Origin of the sequence: Acinetobacter sp. AOR18_HL (assembly GCF_027855145.1) — a bacterium.
GTDB lineage: Bacteria > Pseudomonadota > Gammaproteobacteria > Pseudomonadales > Moraxellaceae > Acinetobacter > Acinetobacter pittii.
Genome location: NZ_JAKTIG010000009.1, coordinates 15,601 through 33,184, shown reverse-complemented (window position 1 = coordinate 33,184; position 17,584 = coordinate 15,601). Strand labels below are relative to the sequence as shown.

Annotated in this window: 16 protein-coding genes; 5 read left to right on the top strand and 11 right to left on the bottom strand. The window is 39.4% G+C overall.

Going from position 1 to position 17,584, the window contains the following annotated elements:
* Positions 1–938: IS30-like element ISAba125 family transposase (locus MKL51_RS02730; protein ID WP_079396101.1), on the bottom strand; the 938-nt coding region annotated here is incomplete at its 3' end.
* 12 nt (positions 939–950) lie between these two features.
* Positions 951–1,331, bottom strand: a complete 381-nt coding sequence (locus MKL51_RS02725) for a hypothetical protein (protein WP_005802678.1) — start codon at positions 1,329–1,331, stop codon at positions 951–953.
* A 268-nt stretch (positions 1,332–1,599) separates the two neighbouring features.
* Here MKL51_RS02725 and MKL51_RS02720 point away from each other — a divergent pair, with 268 nt between their 5' ends.
* A complete protein-coding gene (locus MKL51_RS02720; RefSeq protein ID WP_002121541.1) occupies positions 1,600–2,094 on the top strand; it encodes a CinA family protein in 495 nt (164 codons plus the stop codon).
* Between the two features lie 50 nt (positions 2,095–2,144).
* Here MKL51_RS02720 and clpB read toward each other — a convergent pair whose 3' ends face one another.
* Positions 2,145–4,724, bottom strand: a complete 2,580-nt coding sequence (gene clpB / locus MKL51_RS02715) for an ATP-dependent chaperone ClpB (RefSeq protein ID WP_002121602.1) — start codon at positions 4,722–4,724, stop codon at positions 2,145–2,147.
* 300 nt (positions 4,725–5,024) lie between these two features.
* Between clpB and MKL51_RS02710 the strand changes: the two genes are divergently transcribed.
* The gene (locus tag MKL51_RS02710) at positions 5,025–5,834 is read left to right on the top strand and encodes a M23 family metallopeptidase (protein WP_002121535.1); all 810 of its coding nucleotides are present in this window, start codon (positions 5,025–5,027) and stop codon (positions 5,832–5,834) included.
* Here the strand turns inward: MKL51_RS02710 and MKL51_RS02705 are convergent.
* The 3 genes from MKL51_RS02705 to MKL51_RS02695 all read right to left on the bottom strand — a co-directional run bounded on the left by MKL51_RS02705 (position 5,831) and on the right by MKL51_RS02695 (position 6,973).
* Positions 5,831–6,256 (bottom strand): GNAT family N-acetyltransferase, encoded by a 426-nt coding sequence (locus tag MKL51_RS02705; RefSeq protein WP_005802684.1) that lies wholly within the window; start codon positions 6,254–6,256, stop codon positions 5,831–5,833. The two genes, MKL51_RS02710 and MKL51_RS02705, sit on opposite strands and share 4 nt — an antisense overlap.
* 96 nt (positions 6,257–6,352) lie before the next feature.
* A complete protein-coding gene (locus MKL51_RS02700; protein ID WP_002121528.1) occupies positions 6,353–6,775 on the bottom strand; it encodes an OsmC family protein in 423 nt (140 codons plus the stop codon).
* Positions 6,776–6,853: 78 nt separating this feature from the next.
* On the bottom strand, positions 6,854–6,973 hold the full coding sequence (locus tag MKL51_RS02695; RefSeq protein ID WP_002121587.1) for a hypothetical protein: 120 nt from the start codon (positions 6,971–6,973) through the stop codon (positions 6,854–6,856).
* 240 nt (positions 6,974–7,213) lie between these two features.
* On the opposite strand from MKL51_RS02695, the gene crp reads away from it, so the two are divergent.
* A complete protein-coding gene (crp, locus tag MKL51_RS02690) occupies positions 7,214–7,921 on the top strand; it encodes a cAMP-activated global transcriptional regulator CRP (protein WP_005070320.1) in 708 nt (235 codons plus the stop codon).
* Positions 7,922–8,080: 159 nt separating this feature from the next.
* On the top strand, positions 8,081–9,130 hold the full coding sequence (locus MKL51_RS02685; RefSeq protein ID WP_002121558.1) for an NADP(H)-dependent aldo-keto reductase: 1,050 nt from the start codon (positions 8,081–8,083) through the stop codon (positions 9,128–9,130).
* Between the two features lie 54 nt (positions 9,131–9,184).
* Here MKL51_RS02685 and MKL51_RS02680 read toward each other — a convergent pair whose 3' ends face one another.
* From MKL51_RS02680 to MKL51_RS02660, 5 genes are all read right to left on the bottom strand, one after another.
* A complete protein-coding gene (locus MKL51_RS02680) occupies positions 9,185–9,964 on the bottom strand; it encodes a M48 family metallopeptidase (protein WP_002121572.1) in 780 nt (259 codons plus the stop codon).
* A gap of 115 nt (positions 9,965–10,079) precedes the next feature.
* Positions 10,080–10,397, bottom strand: coding sequence for a hypothetical protein (locus tag MKL51_RS02675; RefSeq protein ID WP_002121533.1), 318 nt, complete (start codon positions 10,395–10,397; stop codon positions 10,080–10,082).
* Positions 10,398–10,519: 122 nt separating this feature from the next.
* Complete coding sequence (locus MKL51_RS02670; protein ID WP_002121613.1) at positions 10,520–11,839, bottom strand: adenylosuccinate synthase; 1,320 nt, start codon at positions 11,837–11,839, stop codon at positions 10,520–10,522.
* A gap of 63 nt (positions 11,840–11,902) precedes the next feature.
* On the bottom strand, positions 11,903–13,069 hold the full coding sequence (locus MKL51_RS02665) for an ATP phosphoribosyltransferase regulatory subunit (RefSeq protein WP_002121550.1): 1,167 nt from the start codon (positions 13,067–13,069) through the stop codon (positions 11,903–11,905).
* Between the two features lie 311 nt (positions 13,070–13,380).
* Positions 13,381–14,400 (bottom strand): type I glyceraldehyde-3-phosphate dehydrogenase, encoded by a 1,020-nt coding sequence (locus MKL51_RS02660; protein WP_002121544.1) that lies wholly within the window; start codon positions 14,398–14,400, stop codon positions 13,381–13,383.
* Between the two features lie 269 nt (positions 14,401–14,669).
* Between MKL51_RS02660 and alaS the strand changes: the two genes are divergently transcribed.
* Positions 14,670–17,306, top strand: a complete 2,637-nt coding sequence (gene alaS, locus MKL51_RS02655; protein WP_005802693.1) for an alanine--tRNA ligase — start codon at positions 14,670–14,672, stop codon at positions 17,304–17,306.
* Positions 17,307–17,584 lie beyond the last annotated feature (278 nt).

Below are 17,584 nucleotides of genomic sequence, written 5' to 3'. Positions count from 1 at the left end.
TTTCTAGGACGAGTATTCAGTGACATGGCAACTTGATTTAAATAATGCTGATCTGCCTGATTTAAATCAATCCCTTTAGGTAAATATTGCCTAATTAAACCATTCATATTTTCGCATGTGCCTTTTTGCCAAGGTGAATGTGGGTCACAGAAATATACATCTATGCCTAAATCTTCTTCGAGTATTTTATGTTCTGACATCTCGCGTCCACGGTCATAGGTCAACGTTTTACGCAGTTCTGCAGGTAAATATTTCAGAGCTTCAGTTAAAGCCTTGCGCACTGATTCTGCCTTTGCATCAGGTAATGTTGCCAAGATACAGAGCCGTGTATTTCGTTCAATAAGTGTTGCTATCGAACTTTTATTGTCTTTACCTTTAATTAAATCAGCTTCCCAATGACCCGGTATTTTTCTTTCTTGAACTTCGGCTGGGCGCTCATGAATAGTTTTAATATCCTGTAATATAGAATCTTTTTTAGGTTCACCGTTAGCTTTTCGCTTTTTATTTTCATGACGCAGACAGGATAATAAGTCTTTTTTCAACTCACCCTTGGGTAATGCTCGTATCGTTGAATAAATCGTTGTATGGCTTACATTCATTGTTTGATCCAAATCAGGAAATGTCTTTAAACGCTTTGCTATTTGCTGAGGAGACCATAAACAACGGATCGCTTCAACAATAAATTTCCAGAGGATTGAATCGATTTTGAGTTTTCTGTGACCACGTCTACGTCTAGCGAAGGTGTTATCAGAAGCATATCGAGCTTGATAAACGTCATTGATGCTATTTCTTTTAAGCTCACGATAGATCGTACTAGGATGTCTTTTAATGAGTTCAGCAAATTTTCTGGCTGAAAAGCCTTCTTTTCTTGACTCAAGCATTAATGCAGTACGATCTTCAAAGTTAAGATGATGGTATGACAATTTTATATACTCCATAAACCCTTTAAATTAATTAGGTGGTTTATGTCGCACTTCAAGTTTTACTCTGCCAAGTAATGCCATCATTTCCAGTTTCTTCTTTTCTTTACTATCGATAACATGGTTTTGTTTTTGTTCTTGATAAGGTGAAAGTACACTTGTTCTAAGTGCATCCCATCGAACTTGCTGTAAATAATTATCACCTAACACCTGACGTGCTTGTTGTTGTTCTATCATTGGTTTCTTAGCATCGTCTTGAGCTTTCGCAATAATCACAGGTAAAGCTGCATTTACTGCCCCTGTTTGTGTTGCTAAGGCCCCTTCACTTAGAGGCTGCGCACCCCATACGTTAATTGGTATCAGTATAATACAACCTAAAATACACAGCGCAGGTCCTTGTTTATTGTTCATTGCATTTATCCTAAATTGTTATTGTTCGTTATATCGAACAAAATTAACAATTTTTTAAACATGTCGCAATGTTATAAATAGACTTCCCGACAATTAACATTGATCATTTTAAAACCTGAACTATTACACAAGCATTTAGTGAATATTCAAGTTGTTTTATAGATTTTTATCTCAGACTTGTACGACACTGCTAAATCACTTACTGTAATTTTATAATTTATCTGTAAATCGATTCTATTTATAAATAAACACCATTCGAGGTGAAATAATGCTTCAGCAGTGCTGCCAACTATTAGAAGATCGCCAGCTCAAAATTGCTTTTATTGAAAGTGCGAGTTCGGGTTATTTAACAAGTCAGTTTTCTATTCATAAAAATAGTGGTGCAGATATTTTACTGGGTGGCTTAGTTAGCTACGACCCAAGCATTAAAATTAGTATTTTAAATATCGATCCAAAGTTAATAGAGACTTACACAGCAGAGTCACCTCAAGTCACCGAGGAAATGTGTAGGCTGGGTCAAAGCTTATTTCAACAAGCTGATATTATTGTCAGTTGTACTGGGCTATTAAAATCTGGCGGAAGTGAAACCCCAGAAAAACCTGTGGGCACCTTTTTTATTTGCATTTCTTACCAACAACATATTTATCATTATCGTTATTTTTTATCTGGTCACTCAGAACAAAAGTTAAAGACATTAACTCAGAAAGTTTCAGATGCCATAATTGCTTTACTCACATCAACCATAAAAACTGATTCACCATAAAAAAAGAGAATATGTTTCCATATTCTCTTTTCGGTTTTAGCAGACAAAGCTTAGCTGAGTTTCATTTTATCGAAGACTAAATGCCCATTTTCGCCTTTAACTAGAATAGTATCACCTGCAACAAAATCACCCGACAAGATTTTTTGTGCTAATGTGTTTTCAATCTGTTGTTGAATAGCACGTTTTAATGGACGCGCGCCATAGACAGGATCGAAACCAGCATCAATCAATAAATCAAAAGCGGTATCATCTACAGTTAGACTCATGTCACGATCAACAAGACGCGAACGTAATCGATCCAACTGAATATCGGCAATACCACGAATTTGTGCTTTTTTGAGTGAATGGAAAATCACAAGCTCATCAATCCGGTTAATAAATTCCGGACGGAAATGCTGACTTACCGCATTCATTACAATGGTACGCACTTCATCGTCTGTTGCTCCCTCACCTAGCTCACGTACATCTTGTGAACCTAAGTTCGAAGTCATCACAATTACCGTATTTTTAAAGTCTACTACTCGACCTTGTGAATCGGTTAAGCGGCCATCGTCCAATACCTGGAGCAAGATATTGAATACATCTGGATGTGCTTTTTCAACCTCATCAAACAACACCACACTATATGGCTTACGGCGAACAGCTTCAGTTAAAACACCACCTTCTTCATAACCGACATATCCTGGAGGTGCACCAACCAAACGGCTAACAGAATGTTTCTCCATGAATTCACTCATGTCGATACGAATCATGGCATCATCACTGTCAAACAAGAAGTTAGCTAAAGCTTTAGTCAACTCTGTTTTACCAACACCTGTTGGACCCAAGAACAAGAATGATCCACTTGGACGATTCGGGTCAGACAAACCGGCACGTGAACGGCGTACTGCATTAGACACTGCAACAACTGCTTCATCTTGCCCTACAACACGGTCATGTAAAAACTCTTCCATATTAAGAAGTTTTTCACGCTCGCCTTGCATCATTTTAGCAACCGGGATACCTGTCGCAGCACTAACAACTTCGGCAATTTCATTTTCAGTCACTTTAGTACGAATGAGTTTTGGCTCTTCGTTCTCTTCTGCAACTTCATCTTGCTCCAGTTGTTTTTGTAACTCTGGAATTACACCATACTGTAAACGTGCTGCTTCAGCCAAATCGCCTTCACGCTGAGCTTTCTCAAAAGCAATACGTGCTTTATCAAGTTCCACCTGAGCCTGTTTAGTACCTTCTACCAAAGTTTTTTCAGACTTCCAGATTTCTTCAAGATCGTTGTATTCTTTCTCGACTTCAGCAATCTGTTTTTCAAGATGAGTGACTTCAGCTTTACTGCCGACATCTTCATCTTTTTTCACAGCTTCCAATTGCATTTTCAACTGGATTAAACGACGATCGAGCTTATCGAGTGCTTCAGGTTTAGAGTCAATCTCCATTTTTATACGAGAAGCTGCCTCATCAATCAAATCAATTGCCTTGTCTGGTAATTGACGATCAGTGATGTAACGATGAGACATTTTCGCCGCAGCAATAATCGCAGAGTCTAAAATTTGCACACCATGGTGAGTGGCATATTTTTCTTTGAGTCCACGTAAAATTGCAATCGTATCTTCAACACTTGGCTCATCAACTAGCACTTTTTGGAAACGACGCTCTAAAGCTGCATCTTTTTCAATATATTGACGATATTCATCTAAGGTGGTCGCACCCACACAGCGCAATTCACCACGAGCCAACGCAGGTTTTAACATATTACCTGCATCCATCGCGCCATCACCTTTACCTGCACCTACGAGTGTATGTAACTCATCAATAAACAGGATGATTTCGCCTTCGTGTTTTGCCAAGTCTTTTAAAACAGCTTTTAAACGTTCTTCAAACTCACCACGATATTTAGCACCAGCCAGTAATGAACCTAAGTCGAGGGATAAAACACGTTTATTTTTTAATCCCTCTGGCACTTCACCATTCACAATACGCTGTGCCAAACCTTCAACAATAGCGGTTTTACCTACGCCCGGCTCACCAATAAGAACAGGGTTGTTTTTGGTACGACGCGATAACACCTGAATGGTACGGCGAATTTCATCGTCACGCCCAATGACAGGATCAAGTTTTCCAGATAAAGCACGCTCTGTTAAATCAATCGTATATTTATTAAGTGAGTCACGTTGGTCTTCGTGATTATTACTCATGACTTTGTCATTACCTCGAATATGTTCAATTACTTTGCGTAAGCTGTCGGGAGTTACACCTACCGCACTTAAAATACTTTTAGTTTCGCCGGTCTCTGCCAAACCTAATAAAACCCAGTCAGTTGATAAAAATTCATCACCTGCCTTTTGCGCATATCTGTCTGCCAGATTAAGTGCTTTCACAGCTTCTGGGTTTAAGTTGACATCACCCGTTGGATTGGCAATTGTCGGCGCATCTTTTATAGCTTGCTCAAGCTTTTGTTTAAGTTCAGGTAACCGTGCACCTGCTTGTTGCAACAAACTAATATTTGATGGCTCTTCTAACAAGGTAGACAAAATATGAATACCTGCGATAGCGGTATGGTCTTTACCCATCGCTAAAGATTGAGCATCTGAGAGGGCTTGCTGCAAGCGGTTTGTAAATTTCTCAAAACGCATTCTTGTTATTCCTCACAACAAATTTGTACTTGTCTAATAGATGGGAACACTTCTTCGAATTTCAAATAAATTTTTATATATTTTTCATAATGTTATAAAAATAACAGTGAGTAAAACTCCATTATAATATGGGATTGTTTTGTATATATTTCAAGTACAGTTCAGCTACATTTTATTAAAATGCTTGAATATTTAGATTCATGCTTATTCTTACTACGCTTTTCACAAAGTCTTCATTGAGAATTTAGTAATTAAGCTTTAGTTTATCTTGCTAGTTTCCTACTCGTTTTGAAATGAAAAATGCACTTTAAACATATTATATTAACAACAACTTGTCTTTTTACTTCGGCACTGGCAATCGCTCAGCTCCCCCAAGACTCTAGACGACCTGGTGGAATTGCAGTTGTTCCTCTAACTACTGATATTACTCAGGTCACTTTTCAACAAAAGCCTGTTTTAATTAGCCAAGAAGGTCAGCAACGTTATGCCGTGCTTGGCATTCCATTATCTACTCCAATCGGCAGTATTCAACTCGACACAAATAAAGCCCCGATTCAAATAGAAGTTAAGTCTTATCCTTACGCAGAACAACGGATTAAAGTCACGAACCAAGATTATGTGAACCCTAACCAAAGTCAATTAGACCGCTACGCTCAAGAAGCAAAAGAACAAAATGATGTGTATACCTCATTTACACAGAGCTCATGGCAAACCCTACCTACATTTATACGCCCGACTTCAGGGAAATTTAGCAACTCTTTTGGAAGAAAACGCTTCTTTAACGGCGAGGAACGCGCGCCTCACTCAGGTCTAGATATTCCTGCGCCAGTAGGGCAAAAAGTTGTTGCTCCCGCAGATGGTGTGGTTATCCAAACTGGATCTTATTTTTTTAATGGACAAACCGTGTTGATTGATCATGGCCAAGGCTTAGTCAGCATGTTCTGCCATTTAAGCGCAATTAAAGTAGAGAACGGCCAACATATCCGCCAAGGAGAAACACTAGGTTTAGTAGGCAAAACAGGACGCGTGACAGGCCCTCATCTGCATTGGGGCATGAGCCTTAATAATGCTCGGGTAGATCCTCAGCTTTTTCTAAATACAGCTCGTTAATTTAAAGCTTTACGAAAATACTTTGGCGCTTCGACATAGCCTTCTCTTAGGTAAAATTGATGTGCCAAAGGTCTTTGCATTCCTGAATGCAGTTCCATTCGATCACACCCTCGGCGTCTGGCTTGTTGCTCAGCCTCCTTTACGAGTAAATGCCCTACACCTTTGCTACGCATATTCTCATCAACACACAGATAGCATATTTTGGCAAAGTCACCTTGTAAGGCAATTTGCGGAATAAAGTAGAGAGATAAAAAACCATAAATTTTACCCCTCTCTTCAGCAATCAAAATTTGTGAGTTAGCGTCATTATGGAGTATCTCAAATTTTTCTTGAATAAGAGCAAAAGGCTGTGGGTATCCCATCTGTTTAAGTAGATCACATATAGCTTGAGTATCTTTTGATTTAGCAGAACGAATATTCACTTTCATTCTTCCTTTTATTTTTTAGTTATTTTTGACAATAAAAAAAGCCAACTCTCATGTCAGCTTTTTTTAATTTCTAGTTATCAAAAAAAGGCCTTATTCCGCTTCAATAATTTCGAAGTCATGTGTAATTTCAACACCACCATCGGAAAGCATTTTACTTGCTGAACAATATTTCTCGGCAGACAATTCAACTGCTTTTGCAACCTGCTTTTCTTTCACAGCTTTACCAGTTACCACAAAATGTAAGTGGATTTTAGTAAACACAGCCGGAATTGCGTCAGCGCGCTCAGCTTTTAAATTACATACAACATTCGTCACATCTTGGCGAGATTTCTTTAAAATAGTCACAATATCAAACGAAGCACACCCACCAAGTCCCATTAATATCAGTTCCATAGGACGTGGACCACGGTTTTCACCACCATACTCAGGTGAGCCGTCCATGATGACACTATGCCCACTATCCGATTTCGCTTCAAAAGCAACATTCTCTAGCCAATGTACACTTGTTTGCATTGCAACTACCCAAAAAAAATTATAAATTTAAGCAGGGTCTGTTGACATTTCATCTATGGATTGCGTTATAGCTAAAAATTAATCCAAATAAGACGCAAAACCCAGACAATGGCAATCCTTTGTCCAGTTTTGTAATAAAGTTTGTGAAATTTCAGCCATAATCTGAGTTGCAATTAAAGCAGCGCAGGCATAGCGCAAGACCAAGTTATTTTGTACGTTCCGTTGTTAAGATCTATTTATTTAGAATGGCTAAATTTCATAGTTCTTATTTGGTACGTCTAAAAGAATTGTCTTATGTTGCAACCATCTGTGAAATGTCAACAGGCCCTTGTTTTGTACACTAACATAAAATGAGTTGATAAGGAATTTCATCTCTTCTGTGTAATAGCTCATCTCGAGCTTGTGTGAATTGTTTACCCTATTCGGAACATATTAAGCATGACTTCAAATTTTTCACAACTCAGCACAGATGCTTTATCTCCGGGGCAACTACCTGAATCCGTTAAAGCATTGTTAAAACGTGCTCACATCAACAGATATCCAAAACGAACCACAATTGTTGATGCCGGAACAGAGTCAAAATCTTTATATTTAATTTTAAAAGGCTCAGTTTCAATTATTTTGCGTGAAGATGATGAACGTGAAATTGTTGTTGCGTATTTAAATCCGGGCGATTTCTTTGGGGAAATGGGGCTTTTCGAACCGAACCCTCAACGTACAGCCGAAGTTCGAACTCGTGATGTCTGTGAAATTGCAGAGATCTCTTATGACAACTTCCACGAACTTAGCAAACAATACCCAGACTTAAGCTATGCTGTTTTTGCACAATTAGTTCGCCGTCTAAAAAATACGACTCGTAAAATGACAGATCTTGCGTTCATTGATGTGTCTGGCCGTATTGCACGTTGTTTAATCGATCTATCTTCTCAACCAGAAGCAATGATTTTGCCAAACGGTCGTCAAATTCGCATTACTCGTCAAGAAATTGGCCGTATTGTTGGATGTTCGCGTGAGATGGTTGGCCGTGTACTCAAAACCTTAGAAGATCAAGGTATGATCCAAACTGATGGTAAAGCCATTCTTATTTTTGATGCATCATTAGAAGAAAACACTGTTTCTGATGATGACTACGACGATGAAGAATAATATTCATTAAATTTTTAATAAAAAGCAAACTTCGGTTTGCTTTTTTTATATGCAACAATGAGTTAATACACAAAACTTACAAACTATTCTAATTTTATGATTTAAGTTGAATACATATTCTCCATTAGGCTAACTCAAAATTTCCAAGGATTCCGCTGTATGCAATTTAACCCACTTAGTCGCACAGGCCTTAAACTTCCAGAAATTTGTTTAGGCACCATGACATTTGGTGAGCAAAACTCCCAACAAGAAGCTTTTGAACAACTCAATTACGCCTTGGCACATGGTTTATATTTTTGGGATACGGCAGAGATGTATTCCGTTCCACCAAAACCTGAAACTTATGGCGCAACTGAAACGATTATTGGCAATTGGTTTGCCCAAAATGGACAACGTGACAAAGTCTTTCTCGCATCTAAAATTGCAGGTCCTGGCTTTGGAGGAACACACATCCGAGAAGGCAATACACGCTTTAACAGTGACCATATTGCCAAAGCTCTAGATGGATCACTTAAACGCCTCCAAACGGACTATATCGACCTTTATCAACTGCATTGGCCTGAACGTCATACTAACTTTTTTGGTACGCTCGCTTATGGTAATCAGCAAGCTGAAAATGATTACGACACAACACCTCTAGAAGAAACATTACTTGCTCTACAAGAAGAGATTAATCGCGGACGCATTCGCTATATTGGTTTATCAAATGAAACCCCGTGGGGCACCATGAAATTTTTACATTTGGCCGAAAAGCTAGGTGTCAGTAAATTTGTAAGTGTTCAAAACCCATATAGCCTGCTTAACCGCACTTATGAAATAGGTATGTCAGAAATTGCTAAATATGAAGATGTCGGCTTGCTCGCCTACTCTCCTCTGGCTTTTGGTTACTTAACGGGTAAGTTTAGAAATGGTGCGCGTCCCGCCAATGCTCGTGTAACACTATTCCCTCGCTTTAGCCGCTACAGCAACCCTCAAAGCGAATGGGCGACTGAACAATACGCACAGCTAGCAGAAAAGCATGGGCTAAGCTTAACTCAAATGGCCTTAGCTTTTATTAAGCAACAATTCTTTGTGACCAGCACAATTATTGGTGCCACTAATTTAGATCAACTCAAAGAAAATATTCAGGCATTTGAGATTGAACTACCAAGTGAAGTTCTAAAAGGTATTGAGGCCATCCATACCCAACAGCCCAACCCTGCTCCTTAAATAAAAAACGGATGCTTAAGCATCCGTTTTCTTTATCTATATAAAATTTATATCTTATTTACGGCTATTATAAACTGCCATTGCCGCAGGTAAGTTTTTACGCATATCACCAATACGTTGTGAGTTAGATGGGTGAGTAGACAAGAATGATGAACCACCGCCACCTTCAAGCTTATTCATTTTTTCCCAAAGTGTAATCGCTGCATTTGGATTATAGCCTGCGCGCGCCATCAACATTAAACCACCTTGGTCAGCACGACTTTCCAAGCTACGAGAATATGGTAAGCCCACACCCACTTGTGTACCTAACTGAGCGGCAGCAGTACCAAGCTGGCCTACGTTATTACCCGCATAGCTTAAACCGATGCCTAGAGCTAAATCAGTTAAAGCTTGTGCACCGATTTTACTTTTTGCATGCTCTTCTAAAGCATGTGTCATTTCATGTCCCATAACAGCTGCAATTTCAGCATCTGTCAGGTTCAATTTATTCACAATACCTGTATAGAACACTACCTTGCCACCAGGTGCAACGTAAGCATTAATCGTATCTGATTTCAACACCGCTAACTGCCAACTAAATGGTTGACCAGTCTGATTCATCTGGTTAGCATATGGTTTTAAACGGTTGAATACAGCATTAATACGGTTATATGTACTAGAGCTTGTATCGAGAGCACCCTTACCACGTGCTTCCTGCACCATCTTATTAAAACCTTGAGCAGATTGAGCATTTAAGGTTGCAGTATCTGCACCAGCCATGTCCGCCACTGTTGCACAGCCAGAAATGGTCATCACACTTGCTGCACACAAGCTTAAAAAGAGTTTTTTATTCATAACACGGATCACCTAAATCGATAAAAAGCTGTTTATTCTTTTGCACTTATTATAAGAAATACCACTCATGCTTTGAATGTCTCATTTCTTCATGATCATAGTATTTATGTAACGATCAAGTAGATAAAGTCATCAAATAAATCCAGAAAATTAAACAAATTACATTTAACCCCAAATAAACATGACTTAAGGTTTTAACTTTCTCTTCAAGATTAGGACTTTCTCGTTTCCAGAGTAAATAACTATTTTGTATGAGTACTACAGGAATTAACACACATGCGAACAAAACCGACAAGCTCATAAAAGCGGTCATAAAGAAATCTTCATGATATTCCTGTCCATAAATAACCAACATCGCCAGCGTGGGTGAACCACCAATAGCAAATAAAAAAGAATAAAAAATTGTTTTTGAAATAGTTGGTTGCAGCTTCATCCTGAGCCCATCCTTCCTTATCTATATATAACGTTTTAATCTGAATCTAATAAAACGAAAACTGCACTTTAGTCGGGTATAAAAAAAGCCCCCTTTCAGGAGGCCTTTTTAATCTTTGCTAATTAAGCAGAGAATGGATGACGTAAAACAATTGTTTCTGCACGATCTGGACCAGTTGAAACGATATCAATCGGACATTCGATTAATTGTTCAATACGCTTAACATAAGCCAAAGCATTTGCTGGTAATTGATCGATACTAGTTAAACCAACAGTCGACTCGCTCCAACCAGGCATAGTTTCATAGATTGGCTTCAAGCATTCAAAAGAAACTGCATCTGAAGAACCTACACAACCTGAATCTGTATTTTCATAACCTACACAGATTTTTACTTCTTCCAAACCATCTAAAACGTCAAGTTTAGTTAAGCAAATACCTGAAAGTGAGTTTACATCTACAGAACGGCGAAGAATTTCAGCATCAAACCAACCACAACGACGTTGACGGCCAGTAGAAGCACCAAATTCATGACCAACTGTACCTAGGTGTTTACCAATCGGATCACCAGAATCAGCAGCTGCATCGTAAACCAATTCAGTTGGGAATGGACCAGCACCTACACGTGTTGTATAAGCTTTAGTAATACCTAATACATAATCAAGATGTAAAGGCCCCATACCTGAACCAGAGCTTACGCCACCAGCAGTTGTATTTGAACTTGTAACATACGGATAAGTACCGTGGTCGATGTCTAGAAGTGAGCCTTGAGCTCCTTCAAACATTACAGCCTTACCTTCTTTGCGATAGTCATGCAATACTTTAGTCACATCAATCACTAATGGAGCAAGCACTTCACGCCATTGGTTGCAAAGAGCCAATACATCTTCAAATTTAACAGCTTCTACACCGTAGAACTGAGTTAACTGGAAGTTATGTAACTCAAGCATTTCTTGGAGTTTTTCTTCAAGCGCTGCACCACCACGAACAAGGTCAGCAACACGCACTGCACGGCGAGCCACTTTATCTTCGTATGCAGGACCAATACCACGACCTGTAGTACCGATTTTAGCATTACCACGTTTTTTCTCACGTGCCTGATCAAGTGCAATGTGGTTAGGCAAAATGAGTGGACAGTTTGGAGAAATACGTAGACGTTCTTTAACAGGAACACCTTCCGCTTCCAAAATTCCCATTTCTTCAATTAACGCGGCTGGTGAAAGTACTACACCATTACCAATTAAGCACAATACGTTTTCACGTAAAATGCCTGATGGAATGAGGTGCAATACAGTCTTTTTACCACCTACGACAAGAGTATGACCTGCGTTATGTCCGCCTTGATAACGTACTACCGCAGCCGCCTGATCTGTGAGCAGGTCGACGATTTTACCTTTACCTTCGTCGCCCCATTGGGTACCAAGTACCACAACATTTTTGCCCATAATAGCCTCATTACATCATGCTGTTAAAATTGGAAACCACCAGTAAAAATTTACCGTTGGCGATTAAATCTTTTTAATATTCCATTGTCCATTTTGCGACACGAGTTGATGGGTCGCATATGGAATAGAACTTAAATCATCATTACCTAACAATTGAACCACACGTAAACCTTGAGCACGTGCATTCGAAATTGCTGAGAGTAAATCCTGTTCTGAGCCTTTTGGAGCAACAACAGTTTCGATTTCCGCGAACTGATTTGCACCTAAGGCATATAAATCACAACTAAAGCCAGTAGCAGGACGTGCGCGGCCAAAGTGCTCACCAATACCATCATAACGGCCACCCTGTGCTAAAGGCGCAGCTCGATTCGGTGCATAGACCGCATACATTAAGCCAGTGTGATAGTGATAACTACGTAGCTCTACAACATCAATACCGATATTGAGATTTGGCCAACGGCCTTTAATTTGCGCAAGTGTCGTTTTAAGTGCATCTAATGCTGACTTAAATTCAGCATCTTGTAAGATGTTTGCACTTAAATTCGCCTGCAATGCTTCTAGATCACTAGAATAGCGGCCAAGTGCATAGAAATCAGAACCCATATTGAGGTTTTGAGTAAATTCAGCTAACTCTGGTAACGCTTTTCTTTGATAAAGATCTGAAAGCTCATGCTCTTCATTTTTTGACAGTCCAGCACATTTTACTAAACTGCGGAACAACCCTACATGACCCAAATCTAAATGCGCGCCTTGTAAAGTATAGATGTTCTCGATCAACCCCAGCATAACATCGACCATTTCGACATCAGCTTCGATACTGTCATGCCCGTATAACTCTGCACCTAATTGTAGAGGTGCACGTGTGGCATTAAAATTTTGTGGTTTAGTATGTAATACAGTCCCTGAATAACAGTAACGTGCAACACCTTCAACTGGTCTTACATGTGCATCGATACGTGCAACTTGTGGCGTCATATCAGCACGAACACCGAGTAAACGGCCTGAGAGCTGATCAATGACCTTAAAAGTTACTAAATCTAAGTCTTGATTTGATTCTGATAATGAAGACAACGATTCGATGTATTCGATAAATGGTGTATATACCAATTGATAACCTCGTACCGCGAGGAAATCTAAAGCTTCACGGCGAAGTTTTTCAATGACTTGCGCCTGTTCCGGCAATACATCTGCTACCCCGTCAGGCAGCAACCATGTCTCTGAAATGGTCATATTTCAAGCCTAAAATCTGATCAACGTGGAACGACCCCACATAAAAAAATCGGGAACACACCCGATTTCTCTTAGTGTAGCATGATACTTTGTGCCATGCACCTGACAATTTGCATAAATCTTTCTTAATAAACTCTAAAGTCAAAAAGAAGATTTCATGAATTAACAATAATATTCAATACCTTATTCTCATTCACTCATATCATAGACAAAAGTTCTTCGACCAAAGAATGGGCCAATATCTGAGCTATCTCCTTGTTGCCAATTAACCAGATTTAATCTTTGAATAGCTTTCTTAAGGTATTTTAAATTTAGAAAGAATCACACAGATCCAATAAACGATTTGCATAGCCCCATTCATTATCGTACCAAGCGAATACTTTAGCTTGATGGCCAACGACCATCGTCTGAGTTAAATCAACGATGAGTGAATAAGGTGAATGATTGAAATCACTCGAAACTAATGGCTCATCTGTTACCGCCATAATTTCTGCATAGTCTGTTTGAGATGCTTTAATTAGTATTTCATTAATGTGATGCACAGTAATTGGAGATTGCGCGATAAAAGTTAAGTCAATTGCCGCCACATTAATAGTTGGTACACGAATTGAATAACCATCAATACGGTCTTCCATTTTAGGCATAACACGCTTTAATGCGCCGAGTGCACTAGATGTGGTCGGGATAATATTTTGCCCTGAAGCTCTAGCACGACGTAAATCACGATGTGCGTGGTCAAGAACAGATTGATCTGCTGTCACTGCATGAATTTCTGTCATAAGCGCAGTTTCAATACCGAAAGCATCATCAATGATTTTGACTAATGGAACTAAAGCTTGTGTAGTACATGAAACGCTTGATATGATCTGATCAGTCACTTTGACTTCATTATGGTTCACACCATAAACAATGGCTGCGTCAACATGATCAAAAGGTGCCGCCCCAATAATGACCCGCTTCGCCCCTGCTTGTAGATGACGTGTCGCATCCGCATGAGAACGGAACAGTCCTGTACACTCAAGTACCACATCGATATCTAAACTAGACCATGGTAAAAGTTCAGGTGGTTTCTGCTTTAAAACCTCAACTTTTAGCGTTCGTTGATTTGACTGAATATTCAAAAAAACTTTTTCATTTTCAATGAATATATCTACATTTCCATTGAAGCGGCCGTGCGTAGAATCATATTTAAATAAATGCACTAATGTCTGGACATCTGCTATATCGTTAATCGCCACGATTTCAAAATGAAATTGTTTTGGGCTTTCGAACCAGGCGCGTAAAACATTACGTCCAATCCGACCAAACCCATTAATGGCGATACGTTGCATGACCTATCCTTATCAACAAAACTACAAACTAAAGAAGGCATATAGTAAAGCACGTCAAGGCCAATTGAATATAGATTTTTAGCCAAATCACAGTTTTGTAAGATATTCCTTTTAAAATCGTTGGTTCGGTGGGGTTTTTCCGCTACAATTTAGCGTTTTTAAAAAATAAGCCCCGTATCACATGCAAGGTTTGGCATAAAACAAACAGGCATTGATACATTTAGCCAAATTCGAAAATATGGAGTGACTTGGTTGTGAGTACTCGTTTAATGACATCTGCTGAAATTCGTGAAGCATTTTTGCGCTACTTTGAAACGCAAGGGCATACACGTGTCGCGTCGAGTTCTCTTGTTCCTGCCAACGACCCAACTTTATTATTTACAAATGCTGGGATGAACCAGTTTAAAGACTGCTTTTTAGGTCTTGAGAAACGTGACTACGTGCGTGCAACTACATCTCAAAAATGTGTACGCGCTGGCGGTAAACACAATGACTTAGACAACGTTGGCTACACTGCACGTCACCATACATTCTTTGAAATGTTAGGTAATTTCTCATTCGGTGATTATTTCAAACGTGATGCGCTTAAATTCGCATGGGAATTTTTAACCAGCGAACAATGGCTTGCTTTACCAAAAGATAAACTTTATGCCACGGTTTACCACACCGATGACGAAGCTTACGACATCTGGAACAAAGAAATCGGTTTAGCGCCAGAACGTATTATCCGTATTGGTGATAATAAAGGCGAAAAATACGCATCTGACAACTTCTGGGCAATGGGTGATACTGGCCCATGTGGTCCATGTTCTGAAATTTTCTTTGACCATGGTGATCACATTTGGGGTGGTTTACCAGGCACACCTGAAGAAGACGGTGACCGTTTCATTGAAATCTGGAACAACGTTTTCATGCAGTTTAACCGTACTGCTGATGGCGTGCTTCACCCTCTCCCTGCTCCATCTGTTGATACAGGTATGGGACTAGAACGTATTTCTGCTGTATTGCAACATGTTAATTCAAACTACGATATTGACCTGTTCCAACACTTATTAAAAGCTGCTGCAAATATTATTGGTATTGAAGACCAAGGTCAGCCTTCTTTACGTGTTGTTGCAGACCATGCACGTTCATGTTGTTTCCTCATTGCTGATGGTGTAAACCCAAGTAATGAAGGTCGCGGTTATGTACTTCGCCGTATTATCCGCCGCGCCGTGCGTCACGGTAATAAACTTGGTGCAACTGGTACGTTCTTCTACAAAATGTTGCAACCTTTAATTGAAGTTATGGGTGATGCATATCCAGAGCTTGCAGCGCGTAAAGATGTGATTGAAGCAACTTTAATTCGTGAAGAAGAACAGTTTGCTAAAACACTTGAGCAAGGCTTAAAACTACTTGAAGGCGAGCTTGCTCAATTAAAAGATAAGACGATTCCTGGTGCCACTGTATTTAAACTTTACGACACTTACGGCTTCCCGACAGACTTAACTGCTGATATTGCACGTGAACGTGACTTTATTATTGATGAAGCTGGTTTTGAAGTAGAAATGGCAGCACAGCGTCAACGTGCTCGTGATGCTGGTAAGTTTGCAGTTGACTACAACAACATTGTAAAAGTTGAAGGCGAAACTCAGTTTGACGGTTACATCAACACCACTGGTCAAGGTCAAATTGTAGCGATCTACAAAGATGGCGTACAAGTTGATGAAGTTTCTGAAGGTGATGAAGCGCTTATCGTTTTAAACCAAACTCCTTTCTATGCTGAAAGTGGTGGTCAGATTGGCGACACTGGTATCTTCAAAAATGAAACTGGTATTTTTGAAGTTCAAGATACTAAAAAGTCAGGTGGTGCCTTTGTTCATCAAGGTATTGTGACCGTTGGTAGTCTTAAAGCCGATCAAAATGTTGAAGCGATTGTTAAAGCAGACATTCGTGAAGCAACTGCACGTAACCACTCTGCAACTCACCTATTACATGCTGCCCTTCGTCAAATCTTAGGTTCACATGTACAACAAAAAGGTTCTTTAGTTGCAAGCGATATCTTACGTTTCGACTTTGCTAATGACCAACCTGTAACTTTTGAACAGTTACAACAAGTTGAGCGCTTAGTGAATGCAGAAATTATTGCAAATAGTGCTGTAACAACCGAACTTCTTGATATCGAGGCTGCAAAAGCTAAAGGTGCCATGATGTTGTTCGGTGAAAAATATGGTGATGAAGTACGTGTACTTTCTATGGGTTCAATTATTGATGAGAAAAACTTCTCAATTGAACTTTGTGGTGGTATCCACGTTAAACGTACAGGTGATATTGGTTTATTCAAAATCACTTCTGAAGGTGGTGTAGCTGCTGGTGTACGTCGTATTGAAGCTGTTACAGGTACTAAAGCGCTAGATGTAGTACAAAAAACTGATGCTGATATCCAGCACATTAATGGCTTATTAAAAGCACAGAAAGACCAAACTGTTGAGCGTGTACAAGCCAATGTTGAATTGGTTTCTGCATTACAAAAGCAGATTGAACAGCTCAATCAGAAATTGGCAAACTTCCAAGCGTCAGAATTGATTGACCAGGTACAAACCATTGCTGGTCGTCAAACGCTTATTACCACTGTTCAAGGTGTAGATGCAAAATCACTTCGCAACTTACATGACAGTGTTAAATCGAAATTAGAGAATGCAATTATTGTGTTAGCTGGTGTAGAGGGTGACAAAGTCAGCCTACTTGCTTCAGTTGCATCACAATACACTGCAACTCTAAAAGCAGGTGACATCATCAAACATCTAGCAACCGAGTTAGGTGGTAAAGGTGGTGGTAAACCTGACTTAGCACAAGGTGGCGCGCCACTTAACGAGAAGTTTGGACAAGTTATCGCAGCATTGCCTGCATGGCTTGAACAAAAATAAGACTTCACTTTTTGTGTAACTGACCCTGAAAAGCCTCTCAGGGTCATGGCTTATATGGAACAACTATGGCATTAATCGTTCAAAAGAATTAATGCCATTTAGCCACTCTAAGACACACCAAGACAAAAACAACAATAAAAGCCTTATTTCTCAATATTTCCATCGTTTTTAATATAGACATACTAAGACATTTTAGGACAGAATAAGTCTCATTAATTATGTACACATTGGTGTACATATTAGTACTTATCTCTTACTTGACCAAAATTATGTACACA